This window comes from Pseudomonas sp. Seg1 (assembly GCF_018326005.1).
Classification (GTDB): Bacteria; Pseudomonadota; Gammaproteobacteria; order Pseudomonadales; family Pseudomonadaceae; genus Aquipseudomonas.
This window is the reverse complement of the sequence record NZ_AP021903.1, coordinates 6,321,297-6,335,957: the sequence shown is the minus strand read 5'-3', so window position 1 is coordinate 6,335,957 and position 14,661 is coordinate 6,321,297. Positions and strand designations below refer to the sequence as shown.

At 60.1% G+C, this 14,661-nt stretch carries 18 protein-coding genes; 8 read left to right on the top strand and 10 right to left on the bottom strand.

All coding sequences use genetic code 11. From position 1 onward, the window contains the following. Positions 1 to 184 precede the first annotated feature (184 nt). The gene (locus tag KI231_RS28575) at positions 185 to 445 is read right to left on the bottom strand and encodes an accessory factor UbiK family protein (protein ID WP_007920416.1); all 261 of its coding nucleotides are present in this window, start codon (positions 443 to 445) and stop codon (positions 185 to 187) included. 395 nt (positions 446 to 840) lie between these two features. Between KI231_RS28575 and glnK the strand changes: the two genes are divergently transcribed. From glnK to sutA, 4 genes are all read left to right on the top strand, one after another. Beyond that, positions 841 to 1,179: a P-II family nitrogen regulator gene (glnK, locus tag KI231_RS28570; RefSeq protein ID WP_002555808.1), complete on the top strand. Its 339-nt coding sequence runs from the start codon at positions 841 to 843 to the stop codon at positions 1,177 to 1,179. 38 nt (positions 1,180 to 1,217) lie between these two features. After that, positions 1,218 to 2,555 carry an ammonium transporter gene (locus KI231_RS28565; RefSeq protein ID WP_103302560.1) on the top strand — a complete coding sequence of 446 codons (1,338 nt, stop codon included), beginning with the start codon at positions 1,218 to 1,220 and terminating at the stop codon, positions 2,553 to 2,555. Positions 2,556 to 2,771: 216 nt separating this feature from the next. Then, positions 2,772 to 3,197 (top strand): secondary thiamine-phosphate synthase enzyme YjbQ, encoded by a 426-nt coding sequence (locus tag KI231_RS28560; protein WP_102901435.1) that lies wholly within the window; start codon positions 2,772 to 2,774, stop codon positions 3,195 to 3,197. Between the two features lie 102 nt (positions 3,198 to 3,299). Further along, positions 3,300 to 3,626, top strand: coding sequence for a dormancy-specific transcriptional regulator SutA (gene sutA / locus KI231_RS28555; protein ID WP_007920420.1), 327 nt, complete (start codon positions 3,300 to 3,302; stop codon positions 3,624 to 3,626). A gap of 197 nt (positions 3,627 to 3,823) precedes the next feature. Here the strand turns inward: sutA and KI231_RS28550 are convergent, their stop codons facing one another. Genes KI231_RS28550 through lptM form a run of 6 tightly spaced genes read right to left on the bottom strand, consistent with a single transcriptional unit; the run spans position 3,824 to position 8,430 of the window. Then, a complete protein-coding gene (locus tag KI231_RS28550) occupies positions 3,824 to 4,528 on the bottom strand; it encodes an HAD family hydrolase (protein WP_213026938.1) in 705 nt (234 codons plus the stop codon). After that, positions 4,525 to 5,424: a tyrosine recombinase XerC gene (gene xerC / locus KI231_RS28545; RefSeq protein ID WP_213026937.1), complete on the bottom strand. Its 900-nt coding sequence runs from the start codon at positions 5,422 to 5,424 to the stop codon at positions 4,525 to 4,527. Before xerC ends, KI231_RS28550 begins: the two co-directional genes overlap by 4 nt. A gap of 2 nt (positions 5,425 to 5,426) precedes the next feature. Beyond that, the gene (locus KI231_RS28540; RefSeq protein WP_103302558.1) at positions 5,427 to 6,152 is read right to left on the bottom strand and encodes a DUF484 family protein; all 726 of its coding nucleotides are present in this window, start codon (positions 6,150 to 6,152) and stop codon (positions 5,427 to 5,429) included. 13 nt (positions 6,153 to 6,165) lie between these two features. Continuing rightward, positions 6,166 to 6,996 carry a diaminopimelate epimerase gene (dapF, locus tag KI231_RS28535; RefSeq protein ID WP_103302557.1) on the bottom strand — a complete coding sequence of 277 codons (831 nt, stop codon included), beginning with the start codon at positions 6,994 to 6,996 and terminating at the stop codon, positions 6,166 to 6,168. 3 nt (positions 6,997 to 6,999) lie between these two features. Continuing rightward, entirely contained in the window at positions 7,000 to 8,247 is a 1,248-nt protein-coding gene (gene lysA / locus KI231_RS28530; protein WP_213026936.1) for a diaminopimelate decarboxylase, read from the bottom strand. Positions 8,248 to 8,256: 9 nt separating this feature from the next. After that, positions 8,257 to 8,430, bottom strand: a complete 174-nt coding sequence (lptM, locus tag KI231_RS28525; protein ID WP_042561715.1) for an LPS translocon maturation chaperone LptM — start codon at positions 8,428 to 8,430, stop codon at positions 8,257 to 8,259. Positions 8,431 to 8,748: 318 nt separating this feature from the next. On the opposite strand from lptM, the gene cyaY reads away from it, so the two are divergent. From cyaY to rnk, 3 genes are all read left to right on the top strand, one after another. Beyond that, on the top strand, positions 8,749 to 9,081 hold the full coding sequence (cyaY, locus tag KI231_RS28520; protein WP_008084571.1) for an iron donor protein CyaY: 333 nt from the start codon (positions 8,749 to 8,751) through the stop codon (positions 9,079 to 9,081). A 4-nt stretch (positions 9,082 to 9,085) separates the two neighbouring features. Continuing rightward, entirely contained in the window at positions 9,086 to 9,304 is a 219-nt protein-coding gene (locus tag KI231_RS28515) for a DUF1289 domain-containing protein (protein ID WP_103302555.1), read from the top strand. Positions 9,305 to 9,557: 253 nt separating this feature from the next. Continuing rightward, positions 9,558 to 9,968, top strand: a complete 411-nt coding sequence (gene rnk / locus KI231_RS28510) for a nucleoside diphosphate kinase regulator (RefSeq protein ID WP_103302553.1) — start codon at positions 9,558 to 9,560, stop codon at positions 9,966 to 9,968. A gap of 6 nt (positions 9,969 to 9,974) precedes the next feature. Here rnk and KI231_RS28505 read toward each other — a convergent pair whose 3' ends face one another. The 3 genes from KI231_RS28505 to KI231_RS28495 form a co-directional block, all read right to left on the bottom strand. After that, complete coding sequence (locus KI231_RS28505) at positions 9,975 to 12,818, bottom strand: class I adenylate cyclase (RefSeq protein ID WP_213026935.1); 2,844 nt, start codon at positions 12,816 to 12,818, stop codon at positions 9,975 to 9,977. Between the two features lie 183 nt (positions 12,819 to 13,001). Beyond that, on the bottom strand, positions 13,002 to 13,247 hold the full coding sequence (locus tag KI231_RS28500) for a TIGR02647 family protein (protein ID WP_039757399.1): 246 nt from the start codon (positions 13,245 to 13,247) through the stop codon (positions 13,002 to 13,004). A gap of 256 nt (positions 13,248 to 13,503) precedes the next feature. Then, entirely contained in the window at positions 13,504 to 13,788 is a 285-nt protein-coding gene (locus tag KI231_RS28495; protein WP_103302551.1) for a hypothetical protein, read from the bottom strand. Positions 13,789 to 13,912: 124 nt separating this feature from the next. On the opposite strand from KI231_RS28495, the gene KI231_RS28490 reads away from it, so the two are divergent. Next, positions 13,913 to 14,572, top strand: coding sequence for a glutathione S-transferase family protein (locus KI231_RS28490; protein ID WP_213026934.1), 660 nt, complete (start codon positions 13,913 to 13,915; stop codon positions 14,570 to 14,572). Positions 14,573 to 14,661: the final 89 nt, after the last annotated feature.

Sequence of the window (14,661 nt, the reverse complement as noted above, 5' to 3'; positions counted from 1 at the left end):
AGCTTAGGTACCGGGGCTTTTCGGCGCAATCGGACAGCGGTGGTGCAGTGTGTAGGACGTTGCCGTGATTGTTGCAGGGCTGCGGATCAAAAGATCGCAGCCTGCGTGAATTCCTACACATGAAGCTGAAGGTCGTGCCGACCTTCAATCGCTAGCAGGCTAGCTCCCACAGGGGATTACGGGGTTATTCGGCTGGCGGCGTCAGCTTCGCTTCCATCTCGGCAACCTTGGCTTCGAGGCTCTCAAGACGTGCGCGCGTACGCGCCAGCACGACCATCTGACTATCGAACTCTTCACGGCTGACCAGATCGAGTTTGCTGAAGGCACTCTGCAGCAGCATCTTGAACTGGCTTTCGATTTCGGCTTTCGGCAGCGGGGTGTCGCCGCTGAACAGGCGGGAGGCGGTGCCGCTCAGGGCGTCGAGGAAGTCTTTGGGCGCGAGCATGGTGGATGTCCTGGAAACAATGGCCGGCAGTGTATCACGCAGTGTCTATAGTCAATCTCGTGGTCAGGGATGCACGCTTTTCGCGCAGGCAGACGGACGGCGACGCACCGTTGTTGTGCGTATCCGCTGGGCCTTTTGCGCGGGATGGCTTGCGGCAGCGGCCAAGGGATTGAAATCAGGGGATTTTGGCGAGATGGCAAGGTTTCTGCTTAGTCACCTTCGACCCATGCACTGATGCAGTCGCTGTGACGAATGCAGTGCGGCAGGCGAAGCGGGGAGTTTCGTCTGATGCGGTTAGCTGGCGTCAGCGATGCGTTACAAAGCCAGGCACTGCGCTTAGACTTGAGTCGGGTTTGTTTTCCTGGGGCAAGTCCACCAATTCGGGAGAGAGTTTCATGAAGCTAGTCACTGCCATCATCAAGCCGTTCAAGTTGGACGACGTGCGCGAGTCGCTGTCCGAAATCGGCGTGCAGGGCATTACCGTTACTGAAGTCAAAGGCTTCGGCCGGCAGAAGGGTCACACCGAGCTGTATCGCGGCGCGGAATATGTGGTCGATTTTCTGCCCAAGGTGAAAATCGACGTGGCCATCGACGACAAGGATCTGGATCGGGTTATCGAGGCGATAACCAAGGCGGCCAACACCGGCAAGATCGGTGACGGCAAGATCTTCGTGGTCAATCTGGAACAGGCGATTCGCATCCGTACCGGCGAAACCGATACCGACGCGATTTAAACGCCGCCACAAACCCCAACGCCCCAGGAGAAAACAATATGACTCTGCGTAAATTCGCAGGGCTAGGAGCCCTGTTGTCCATCGTAATGCCCAGCCTTGCAATGGCGGCAGACGAAGTGGCGGCCCCGGTCCTCAATTCCGGCGACACTGCCTGGATGCTCACCTCGACAGCCCTCGTGCTGTTCATGACCATCCCGGGCCTGGCGCTGTTCTACGGCGGCATGGTTCGCTCGAAAAACATTCTTTCCGTGATGATGCAATGCTTCGCCATTACCGGTCTGATCAGCGTCCTGTGGGTCATTTACGGCTACAGCATCGCGTTCGACACCACCGGCATGGAGCAGGGCGTCGTCAACTTCAACTCCTTTGTCGGCGGCTTCGGCAAGGCGTTCCTCGCGGGTATCACGCCAGCCAGCCTGACCGGCCCTGCGGCGTTGTTTCCTGAGGCAGTGTTCGTCACCTTCCAGATGACCTTCGCGATCATCACACCGGCGTTGATCGTCGGTGCGTTCGCCGAGCGGATGAAGTTCTCCGCGATGCTGATCTTCATGGGCATCTGGTTCACCCTGGTTTACGCACCGATCGCGCACATGGTCTGGTCCGGTAACGGCGGCCTGATGTGGGACTGGGGCGTGCTCGACTTCGCGGGCGGCACCGTGGTGCACATCAACGCCGGTGTTGCCGGTCTGATCTGCTGCCTGGTTCTGGGCAAGCGCAAAGGTTTCCCGACCACCCCGATGGCTCCGCACAATCTGGGTTACACCCTGATGGGCGCGGCGATGCTGTGGGTTGGCTGGTTCGGCTTCAACGCCGGTTCTGCTGCTGCGGCCAACGGCACTGCCGGTATGGCGATGCTGGTTACCCAGATTGCTACCGCTGCTGCTGCACTGGGCTGGATGTTTGCCGAGTGGATCACTCACGGTAAGCCAAGCGCACTGGGCATCGCCTCGGGTGTGGTTGCCGGCCTCGTAGCGATTACTCCGGCTGCCGGCACCGTGGGCCCGATGGGCGCACTGGTGATCGGTCTGGCGGCGGGCGTGGTGTGCTTCTTCTGCGCCACCACCCTCAAACGCAAACTCGGTTATGACGACTCCCTGGACGCGTTCGGCGTGCACGGTATCGGCGGTATCCTCGGCGCGATCCTCACCGGTGTGTTCGCCGCACCGTCGCTGGGTGGCTTCGGCACCGTCACCGACATCGCCGCACAAGTGTGGATTCAGTGCAAAGGCGTCGGCTTCACGGTGATCTACACCGCGATCGTCACCTTCATCATCCTCAAGGTTCTGGATGCTGTGATGGGTCTGCGTGTGACCGAGGAAGAAGAGTCGGTGGGCCTCGATCTGGCACAACACAACGAACGCGGCTACAACTTGTAAGTACGCGCATTGAAAAAACTTGCCCGGTTCGCCGGGCATTTTTTTGTCTGGAATTTGTCGATCACGATACAGCTGAAAGGATTTTTCGTACGCCTTTGGTCGTGTTTACGACGGGTGTTTTTCTGCGGGCAATGGCTTACATGATTGCAGGAATATTAGGGCCTTTGTTTTTTCCCAGAGCGCGCTAGAATGCGCCCCGAACGTGCGGAGAACTGTATGTGGCAACAGACTCTGATAACCCTGCGGGCACGGCCCCGGGGCTTTCATCTGGTAACGGACGAGTTGATCAAAGGCCTGCCTGAACTCAGGGAGTGCCGGGTCGGTCTGTTGCATTTGTGGCTGCAGCATACCTCGGCGTCGTTGACCATCAACGAGAACGCCGATCCGGCGGTCCGTCGCGACTTCGAACGATTTTTCAATCGTCTGATCCCACAAGGAACAGACGGCTATGAGCATAACGACGAAGGCCTGGACGACCTCCCGGCGCACTTCAAGGCCAGCGTGCTTGGCTGTCAGATCAGTCTGCCGGTTTCGGCAGGCCGTTTGGCACTGGGCACCTGGCAAGGCGTTTATCTGGGCGAGCACCGTGATCATGGCGGTGCTCGAAAAGTCCTCGCCACCTTGCACGGTGAAGGGGCATAAACCGTTGGTCACCAATGGTTACTGATTTTTTAACGGCGACTTTCGACAGTTGCCAAAGCTGGTCTATAACTAATCTGCTTTTCGCAAGTCATGAGGTAGAACATGAGCGACGATGATCTGGAAAACGACGACCTCGAAGTAGGCGACGAAGACGAGGCCGAGGAAGGCCTGGAAGCAGCAGCGGAAGACGTTGCTGACGACGATGGCGGTGACGATACGCCGGCCCCGGCTGCCAAAGGCAAAGCCAAGGCTGCGGTGTCGGTAGACGAGTTGCCGAGCATTGAAGCCAAGAACAAGGAACGCGACGCCCTGGCCAAGGCCATGGAAGAGTTCCTGTCGCGCGGCGGAAAAGTGCAGGAAGTGGAGGCCAACGTGGTCGCCGATCCTCCGAAGAAGCCGGACAACAAGTACGGTAGCCGCCCTATCTGAGGCCTGCCGCTTGCTTGCTGAAAAAGCCCGCCGTCGCTGCGGGCTTTTTCATGCCTGAAATAAACATTTGAAGGCGATGCAGACCCTGTGGGAGCTGGCTTGCCAGCGATGGCGGCCTGTCAGACAACATTGATGTTGAATGTGCTGGCCTCATCGCTGGCAAGCCAGCTCCCACAGGGGATGAGGTGAATTCAGGCTCAGTGCTGGGCATTCCAGCGTGCGAGCACCGCTGGCAAATCGGTCAGGCTGCGAACTTCTGCATCCGGCAGGCGATCCGCTTCCCAGACTTTTCCCGTCGGGTTAAACCAGATAGCCCGCAACCCGGCTTGCTGCGCCCCGGCGATGTCATCGCCCGGATGATCACCAATATGCACGGCTGTTTCAGCCGTGGCGCCACCGCGTTGCAAGGCTTCGTGGAACAACCGGGCATCCGGTTTGGCGATGCCGATGTCTTCCGCACACAGCGCAAACTTGAAGTAATCCGCCAGCCCCAGCCGACTTACATCGGCATTGCCATTGGTGACCACGCCAAGCGAGTAATGATTGGCGAGAATCTCCAGCACCGGCTCGACTTCAGGAAACACCTCAATCTGATGTCGCGCATGCAGAAACACTTCAAAACCCTTGTCTGCCAAGTCGTTGGCTTCGCCATGGGCGTATCCAGCGTCTTCCATCGCATGAAACAACACCCGCCGGCGTAACGCACTGATCCGATGCTTGAGCCCTGGCTCGTTTGCCAATACACGCTCGCGAATCGCCCACAGATGTTCCACCGGTACCGCGCCCAGGTTCGGTGCATGTTCGCTCAACCATTCGCGCAATACCGCTTCGGCGCTGACGATCACCGGGGCGGTGTCCCACAGGGTGTCGTCGAGGTCGAAAGTGATCAACTGGATGCTCATGAATCATCGCCTTTCATGCGTTTGGCCCGTGGGTGGGCACTGTCGTAGACCGCCGCCAGGTGCTGGAAGTCCAGGTGGGTGTAGATCTGCGTGGTCTTGATGTCCGAGTGGCCGAGCAGTTCCTGCACCGCGCGCAGGTCCTGCGAGGACTCCAGCAAATGGCTGGCAAAGGAATGTCGCAGCATGTGCGGGTGCAGGTTCTGCCCCAGTTCACGCTCGCCGGCCAGTTTGACCCGCACCTGAATTGCCCGTGGGCCGAGGCGTCGGCCTTGTTGGCTGACGAACACGGCGTCGTCCGCCGGGTTGGTCATGGCCCGCAAAGGCAGCCATTGTTCGAGGGCTTCACGGGCTTTTTTACCGACCGGCAACAGACGGGTTTTACTGCCCTTGCCGAGTACCTGAACCATGCCATCGGCGAGGTCGAGTTGATCAAGATTGAGTCCGGTCAGTTCGGAAAGGCGCAGGCCGGAGGAATAGAACAACTCCAGAACCGCCTGATCGCGTCGCGCCAGAAAATCATCCTCGACCGCGCCCTCAAGCAGTTGCAATGCACGGTCGGTGTCGAGTGTTTTTGGCAGGCGACGTTCGCCTTTCGGTGGCGCCAGACCGGTCGCCGGATCGTGGTCGCAGAGGCCTTCGCGATTCAGATAGTGATAGAGCCCGCGCACCGCCGAGAGCAGTCGCGCGAGGCTGCGCGAGGACTGGCCCTGCGCGTGCAGGCGGGCGATCAGACTGCGCAGGCGCTGAATATCCAGCGCGGCCCAGCTGCCGATGTTCTGCTTGATGCACCAGCCGAGGACTTTATCGAGGTCGCGGCGGTAGGCCGACAGCGTGTGCGGCGACACCTGCCGCTCACTGCGCAGGTGTTCGCAGTAAGCGTCCAGTTGTCGTTCCATGCTCAGCGTACCGAGCGCAGGGAGCTGTTGACCCGTGGCAGCACGCGGCCCATGACTTCGGCGATGTAGCTCAGGAACAGTGTGCCGACCGAGCTCTTGTAGTGCTGCGGATCACGGCTGGCAATCGCCAGAATCCCGTGGATGCCTTGATGGCTGACCGCGACCACGGCGGTCGAGCCGATCTGCTTGCGCTGTTCTTCGCCGAAGAGGAAATCCAGTTCATGTTCGCGCAGGTTGCCGCTGACGCTTTTGCCTTCGGTGAGCAAACCGCCGATGGCCGTTTGTGCGTCGGCGTGGGTCACCCAGCGACCGACCGGCGCCGGGTTGTCGCCGAGCAGAATCAGGCTGACGAAGGGCACCTGAAAGTCCTGACGCAGGCTGTCTTCGACACTGATGACCACGTCTTCCAGGCTGGCGGCGTCCATCAGCGAGAGGATCAGGCGGCGGGTCTTGTCGAACAGCCGATCGTTGTCACGGGCGACATCCATCAAATGCGAGAGGCGGTGACGCATCTCGACATTGCGGTCGCGCAGGATGGTCATTTGCCGTTCGACCAGCGATACGGTGTCGCCGCGCTGATGCGGAATACGCAAGGCCGGGAGCAATTCTTCATGTTCGACGAAGAAGTCCGGATGAGCCTCCAGGTACGCGGCAACCGCTGCCGCCTCCAGGCTCTCGGACGCTGATTCGTCGGACTGTCGGGCGGGTACCTGAGGCTTATCGGTCATGGCTTCTGCTCACTCAAAGACGCACTTGTCCTTCGTATACACGCACTGCCGGACCGGTCATCAGCACCGGTTGGCCAGGGCCTGCCCATTCAATGGACAGACGCCCGCCGGGCAAGTCGATCAACAGCGGCGAATCCATCCACCCCTGACTGATTGCTGCGACAGCCGCCGCACAAGCGCCGGTGCCGCAGGCCTGGGTTTCCCCGGCGCCGCGTTCCCACACGCGCAATTGCGCGCGGTTGCGGTCGATGACCTGGAGGAAACCGACATTGACCCGTGCCGGGAAGCGCGGGTGGTGTTCGATCTTCGGCCCCAGCTCATGCACCGGAGCACTGTTGATGTCCTGCACGCGCAACACCGCGTGTGGATTGCCCATCGACACCGCCGCCAGTTCGACCGTGGTGCCGTCGACTTCCAACTGATAGCTTGCGGCCTGCGCCGGTGCTTCGAACGGAATGTCCGCCGGCACCAGGCGCGGGGCGCCCATGTTCACGCCGATCTGGCCGTCGTTACGCACGTCCAGCTCGATGATGCCGCCCTTGGTCTCGACGCGGATCTGGCGCTTGGCGGTCAGACGCTTGTCGAGCACGAAACGTGCGAAGCAGCGCGCACCGTTGCCGCACTGTTCCACTTCGGAGCCGTCGGAGTTGAAGATCCGATAACGGAAATCCACGTCCGGGTTGCTCGGCGCCTCGACGATCAGCAACTGGTCGAAGCCGATACCGGTGTGCCGGTCGCCCCATTGCTTGGCGTGCTTTGGCTGAATATGCGCGTGCTGGCTGACCAGGTCGAGAACCATGAAGTCATTGCCCAGGCCGTGCATTTTGGTAAAACGCAGCAGCATGGGTTACTCCGGCAGCAGGCTTTCGCCGGCAAACAGCTCGGCCACGGTTTCGCGGCGGCGCACTTCAAATACCTGATCACCGTCTACCAACACTTCAGCGGCACGGCCACGGGTGTTGTAGTTGGAACTCATCACGAAGCCGTAGGCTCCGGCCGAATGCACCGCCAGCAAGTCGCCTTCTTCCAGTGCCAGCTCGCGATCCTTGGCGAGGAAATCGCCGGTCTCGCAGATCGGGCCGACCACGTCGTACTGGCGTGCGGCGGTGTCGCGCGGCTTGACCGCGGTGACGTCCATCCAGGCCTGGTACAGCGCCGGGCGGATCAGGTCGTTCATCGCCGCGTCGACGATGGCGAAGTCTTTGTGCTCGGTGTGCTTGAGGTACTCGACCTGCGTCAGCAGTACGCCGGCATTGGCGACGATGAAACGGCCCGGCTCGAACACCAGCGCCAGATCACGACCGTGCAGACGCTCACGCACGGCTTTGATGTAGTCGGCAGCCAATGGCGGCTCTTCATCGCGATAACGCACACCCAGGCCGCCACCGAGATCGATGTGGCGCAGATGAATGCCGCAATCGCCGAGACGGTCGACCAGATCGAGCAAGCGATCAAGGGCATCGAGGAACGGCGGCAGGGTGGTCAGTTGCGAACCGATGTGGCAGTCGACACCGACCACTTCCAGGTTCGGCAGATGCGCGGCGCGCACGTACACGTCTTCGGCGTCGGCAATGGCGATGCCGAACTTGTTCTCTTTGAGACCGGTGGAAATGTACGGGTGGGTGCCAGCATCGACATCCGGGTTCACACGCAGCGAAACCGGTGCGCGAACGCCCAGCTCGGCGGCGACGACTTGCAGGCGTTCGAGCTCGTCGGTGGATTCGACGTTGAAGCAATGCACGCCGACTTCCAGCGCACGACGCATGTCGTCTCGGGTCTTGCCGACACCGGAAAACACGATCTTGTCAGGGCTGCCGCCAGCGGCGAGTACGCGCTCCAGCTCGCCACGGGAAACGATGTCGAAACCGGCGCCGAGACGGGCCAGGACATTCAGTACACCGAGGTTGGAGTTGGCTTTGACCGCATAGCACACCAGATGCGGCATGCCGGCCAGCGCATCGGCGTAGGCCAGATACTGGGCTTCGATGTGCGCGCGCGAGTAAACATAGGTGGGCGTGCCGAAACGGTCGGCGATGGCGGACAGCGCCACACCTTCCGCGAACAGCTCCCCGCCACGGTAGTTAAAAGCGTCCATGGCGATCCCTTAGTAAACGTCGTGCTTGTGTGCCTTGGAGGCAGGCTGCTTTTGCGAAGACTGGGCTTGCTCGGCCGGGTCCTGATCGTCATCGGGCAGGTACAGCGGGCCTTTTTGACCGCAGGCCGAAACGAGGCAGGCAACCGCGACGAGCGCAGCAAGGGAAGAGATCAGGCGCTTCATGGCGAAATCCTTGAAAATGCGTTAATTGCGCCGGAGTATACCGGCCACCCGGCGGCTTGCCTATGTGATGGCCCACCCGTCCGGCGGGGCTCGTCCGCCAGTACGTAGAACCCTGTGGGAGCGGGCTTGCCCGCGATTGCGGTGGTTCAGTCGACATTGATGTTGAATTTGCCGGCCTCATCGCGGGCAAGCCCGCTCCCACAGGTACGGTGTTTACAGTGCCATAGAGGTGCTTGGTCGTTAATCTTTGCAATCGGCCAGCGGCGTCCGTATCTTTCGGCGCTTGAGCCTGATCAGACATTTTTTGAGGTTGCCGCAATGAGTTTGTCCGAAGCCCGTTTCCACGATCTGGTCGATGAAACCCAGGAAAAACTGGAAGACATCTTTGACGAAAGCGACCTGGATATCGACATGGAGAACTCGGCCGGTGTGCTCACCGTCAAGTTCGAAAACGGCTCGCAGCTGATCTTCAGCCGTCAGGAGCCACTGCGTCAGCTGTGGCTGGCGGCGGTGTCCGGTGGTTTCCACTTCGACTACGACGAAGAGAGCGAACGCTGGATGTGCGACAAGAGCGAAGAGCAGCTAGGCGAAATGCTTGAGCGCATCGTCAAGCAGCAGGCCGGCGCTGATTTCGATTTCGAAGGTCTGTGATTCCGTGACTGACACCGCTCCTGTTCGTCCGCCCAAGCCGCTTTACAGCAACGTCAGCCCGGCGGTGCCTTCGCCGTGCAGCGGCGTGTGCCGACTGGATGAACAGAAGGTTTGCCTCGGTTGTTTCCGGCATGTTGAGGACATTCGCGAATGGCGCTCGGCAGACGACGAGCGGCGGCGGATCATCTGTCAGCAGGCTGCCGCACGAAAATCCCTGACTTGACCCTGTGGTGAGGGGATTTATCCCCGACAGACTGCGCAGCAGTCTCAAAAGCTTGGGGCCGCTGCGCGACCCATCGGGGATAAATCCCCTCGTCACAGGGGGTTCTTGCCAGATCAAAAGTGGGTGGCTTGTATATTTTTTGAGCTGTGATAGTGTCCGAACACGCCTCAACCCACCGAGGCTCGGTGAAAACCCCGTCTTTTTTGGCGGGGTTTTGCTTTTTTTGTGCAGAAGAAAGGAGTCTGCCCGGATCATGACCGCACCTTCCATCACCCTTACCCGTCTGGACGTACAACGTCTGGAGCGCCTGATCGACAGCCTGGATGACTCGCTGCCGGGCGTGATTGCGCTGCAAACCGAACTGGACCGCGCCGATACAGTGGTCGGTCACGATGAAGTCCCCGCCGATGTCGTGACGATGAATTCCCGCGTGCATTGCCGCGAAGAAGGCAGTGGCAAGGATTACCACCTGACGCTGGTCTATCCCAAGGATGCCAACGCCGATGAAGGCAAGATCTCCATTCTGGCGCCGGTCGGCAGCGCGCTGCTGGGCCTGAAGGTCGGTCAACACATCGACTGGCCGGCTCCCGGTGGCAAGACCCTGAAGCTGACCTTGCTGGAAGTCGAATCGCAACCGGCCAACGGTGGTGATTTTCGCGAGTGACCCGCCTCAGACCTGTTCGAGCGCCTCGTTCAGGGCGCGCTCCAGGTCGGCCTTGTAGCGCAGATACAGATTGCTTGAACTTTGCCCGTCACCGAGCAGGCCCGAAAGGTCCAGATCGGTGATGTAGCAGCGATAGCGCTCGGTCTCGCGGCGCTGCTCGACGATCTCCCGGGCGACTAAGCTGAACAGCTGGTCGCCATGTTCCAGCTCGCTGAATTCCCGTTGATTGCAATACAGAGTGACCTGCACTTCCCCCGGTGCGGCTTTGCCGACGATCGCCTGCACGTCGTAGAACGGTTTGTTCACTGGCGTCTGCGGCGCCGGCCGCGCTTCGACCCGTCGCGCCCGTCCCGGCCCCGAAGGTAATAACTGGTAATACAAAGTCTCAAGGCTTGCCGAAGGCGCGGCGTCCATCGGCAGCGACGCTTCGCGTCGATACTGGATCGATTGCAGGAAACGCTGCATGGGCACCAGCAGACTTTGCTCATCGTGATACGGCAAATGCTGCTGCCACAGCGCGTTGAATTCATCCAGCACGTACAGCTCGGCTTGCTGTTCGGTGATCCTGTAGAACACCTGAATGCTTTCCGGCTGGCCCATTGGCAGGATCAGCGCGAGGTCGTGATCCTCCAGCGCCATCGGGTCCAGTTGCAGTGGGCTGTAGCGCGGCTGTTCTTCGCCGAGGTAATCGAGCAATGCCGGCAGTGTCGCGAGGGCGACGTGGTTGACTTGCCCCGGCACCAGTTCCAGAACGTGGTAGTGCTGCTGCACCTGAATCAGGTAGCGATGATTCAATTCGCTGAGCAGCAGGTTCTGCGCGGTATCGACAATTTCTTCCACGCGACGGGCGATGAACTGCGCACGGTTATGGCAGAAGCAGCGCACCTTCAACGACGGTTGCAACGGCCCGCGCGGCAGATTGTTGAGGTAGTCACGCAGGCAGTCGAGCAGGGCGTGGGGACCGTCGAAGCGGTTGACCAGCACTTCGTTCCAGCTGTTGAGCGTGACCTGATCGAGGGTCAGCACGAGGTTTTCGCGCACTCCGGCGTAACTCAGCGAATCGGTGCGCTCGGTGGTCATCAGAATATTGAGGTCGCGGTGATGCTTGAGCGGATCGACGCCGACGTTGACCAGCATCAGCACTTCGCTCGGCACGGCTGCGCGCAACAGCGGTTCTTCAGCCACGGTGGGCAAGGGCAGGGCGATGCACTGTTGCAGGCTACCGAGCAGATTGAACAGTTCGAACTCGCTCAGGTCGCTGGTGCCGGGGTGCAGGGCCAAGCGGGTGCTGCTGTCGATCACGCCGTTGCGATGGCACCAGGTCAGCAGTTCGAGCAATTCGCGGCTGCGCTTGATCGGCGCAAAGTGTTCCCATTCCAGCGCCGTGAGGCTGCCGTTGTACAAGCCCCACTGGGTTTGCCCGGGTTCCTTCTTGTTGCGCGACTGCACCAGGGTCAGGGTGTCTTCAGCCAGATCGGGGGCGATGCCTGGGTTGATGAACTCGACCTTGTCGGCCTTGCGCTCGAACGCGGCATAAAGCCTGCGACCGAGCACATTGAGATCGCGCTTGTTGATCAGACTGACGGTTTGTTCGGTGCGGGCGAACTGGGTCAGGAAGCGATAGCTGTAATTGAGCTCGCTCACCAGCGCACGACGTTCGGCGCTGACCTGACGGACTTTCCACTGGCTGCGACTGTCGAGCAGCGCCAGTTGTCGCTGATCCCAATGCCATTCGTTGGCCAACCGTTCCAGCAGCGAACGTTGCCAACCCTGGCTGCGACTGCTGCCGGTGAGCTTGCGATTGACCTTCAGGTACAGCGCGCGGCGCACCAGCTCCAGACGTTCCGGCTCGTTGCGCGCGATGAGGTATTCCTCGATGCGCCGGTACACGACCATGTACGGGTCGAGTTCATCGAGATCGAGCTGATTGGCAAACACGGCTTTTTTGAAGCGCAGGCTCAGGCATTGCACCTTTGGATGTTCACTGGCGTAAACCTCGGTCAGCAGCAGTTTGAGCACTGACTTGTACGGCGACTCGATGCCCTTGAACAGCTGCCACAGTCCGGCACCGATGAACTCTCCCGGCGGAATCGTCGCCAGATGGCCGAGATCCAGGGTTTCGTCGGCGCGGATGAAGCGCTTCGACAGCAGCGTGTGGGTGTAAAGGTCGTAGGCGTTTTCTTCGTAGACCGGCACCAGCCACCAGATCGGTGTGCGCCCGGCCAGCCAGATTGCGGTGCGGTAGAACTCGTCCAGCAGTAGATAGTGCTGAGTGGTACCGCAGTTTTCCGAGCTGAGTTGGGTGTCGCGTTCGCCTTTGACGAAGCGCACCGGGTCGATCAGAAAGAAATGCGCCTCGGCGCCCTGACTTGCGGCCCAGGTTTCCAGTAGCTGGCATTTCTTGCTCAGCTCGGCCAGCTCGCTTTCAGTCAGGTCCGGCGCATGACAGACCCACACGTCCATGTCGCTCTGATCGGCCTGGGCCAGGGTGCCGAGGCTGCCCATCAGGAACAGCCCGTGAATCGGTCGCGGCGGATTGCTGCCGTGGCGCGGCTTGTAGGAAAAGGAACGGGTCAGGCGCTGGGCTTCAGCGAGGGCGCTGGCATCCGGCTCGTAATTCGACAGGCCGGCCGGCGTGCTGCCCGAGACATAGCCTGGCAGCAGCGGATGATTGACGTGGAAGAACAGCGGCAGCAGCGTCAAAACGCCTTGCTGGCGTGTCGACAGCCCCTCCATTGCACGGCCCAGGCGACCTTCGTTGAGTTTGAGAAAACGTGCGCGCAACTGGCTGAGGACCTTGCGGTCGATTCCCTCGTCCAGATCGGGGCGGATTTCATGGGTGCGCGTCATGTCAGCTCAAACCGGCTCGCAGGCTCGGACGTAGAGGGTCTCGGAATGTGGGAGAGTTTAGCCTTTGCGCAATGGGACTTTTAAGCTGAATTTGTTTTTTGACGTCAGATTTTTATCGCGGGGTGACTTGGTGGGCCCGCGGAAATCCCGTGGCAGGAGTTCCCGTGGGCAAAGTCAGCGGGATCAGGCGGTTTCTTGCTCTCTCAGAATGGTCAGCACGGTTTGCACATTTTGCGCGGCGTCACGGCCCAGGCTGGTCAGATAACCGCCATCGGGCTGGTCGGTGAGTTCTTTTTCAAAGAGGCGTTGGGCAGCAGCGATGTGCTTCGGGGCAGCGGTCTGATGAATTTTCAAACCTTCCTGGGAACTGTCCAGGTTGAAGAGTGCGAGGACTTCCAGTTCGGCAACCAGCTCAGGGGTAAGCGACATAAGGACTCCAGACTTTCTAGGAATTGGACGACAGCGTCCCTAAGGTGAACCCGCTTTTGCGGCGTGTCCAGTGCTCAGATCAGGGATTTTGTCTTGAGGCGGATTCCAGTGTAGTCGGGGTCAGTGAGATGGCTGGCCGGATACGTAACAAACCTTGTGGGAGCGAGCCTGCTCGCGAATACGGTGTGTCATTGAGCGTGTTTTTGCTGATGCACCGCATTCGCGAGCAGGCTCGCTCCCACAGGGGATTGTGTTGTTACTGCTTTTCGGGCGGCAGCTCTGGCAGTGCGCGCAGTGCCGCTTCGTACCATTCGGTGTTGAATGGGCGGTCTTCATCAAGCATCGCGTCAATCTCGTAGGCCAGTACGTGAGCCATCAGATTGAGGATCTCTTCGCGCTCGACACCGACCAGGGTCAGCTTGTTTAGCGTGGCTTTGGCTGCCGGCGGGTTGTCGCTTTCGATCTGGTTCTCGATCGCTTCGATCAGCGTGCTCTCGGTGAACTCTTCTTCGTCGTTGTCGATGTCTGTCGGCTCGCTCATGGCAGGCTCCTCAAGGAAAGGCGCCAGTTTACCCGCATTCAGCGCCATGATGCTGCTGGCAGGAATCGCCTGGGCGATCTATAAACAGACACCGCCCACCCCGCACGGCCTTGGAGGCAATGTGATGCTCAAACTCTACGGATTCTCTGTCAGCAACTACTACAACATGGTCAAACTGGCGCTGCTGGAAAAGGGCCTGCCGTTCGAAGAAGTCACGTTCTACCCGACGCCGACCCCGGAATCCCTGGCCATCAGCCCGCGTGGCAAGGTGCCGGTACTGGGCGTGGACGCGGGGTTCATCAACGAAACCGCGATCATCCTCGAATACCTCGAACAGACCCAGAAAGGCACACCGCTGCTGCCGAGCGATCCGTTTGCGCGTGCGCAGGTGCTGGCGATTGCCAAGGAAATCGAGCTGTACATCGAACTGCCGGGCCGTGCCTGTTATGGCGAAGCGTTTTTCGGCACAACGCTGCCGGAGGCGATCAAGGAAAAGACCAAGGCCGAGCTGCTGCTGGGTTTTGCCGCACTGGGCCGTCACGGAAAATTCGCCCCGTATGTGGCGGGCGACAGTCTGAGTATTGCTGACTTGTACTTCCTCTACAGCGTGCCGTTGGCGTGCGCGGTCGGGAAGAAGTTGTTCGATCTGGATTTGCTGGCAGAGATGCCGAAGGCGAAAGCGCTGCTGGAGCGGCTTGAGCAGAATCCGCATGTGCAGAAAATCGCTGCGGATAAAGAGGCGGCGATGCCGACGTTTTTGGCGATGATCGCTGCCAAGAAGTGAGTTTTCCAGCGTTCTGAAGTCAGTCATCGCTGGCAAGCCAGCTCCCACAGGTCTTTGGGTCGAACGCAAAATTGTGTTCCAGTAAAGAC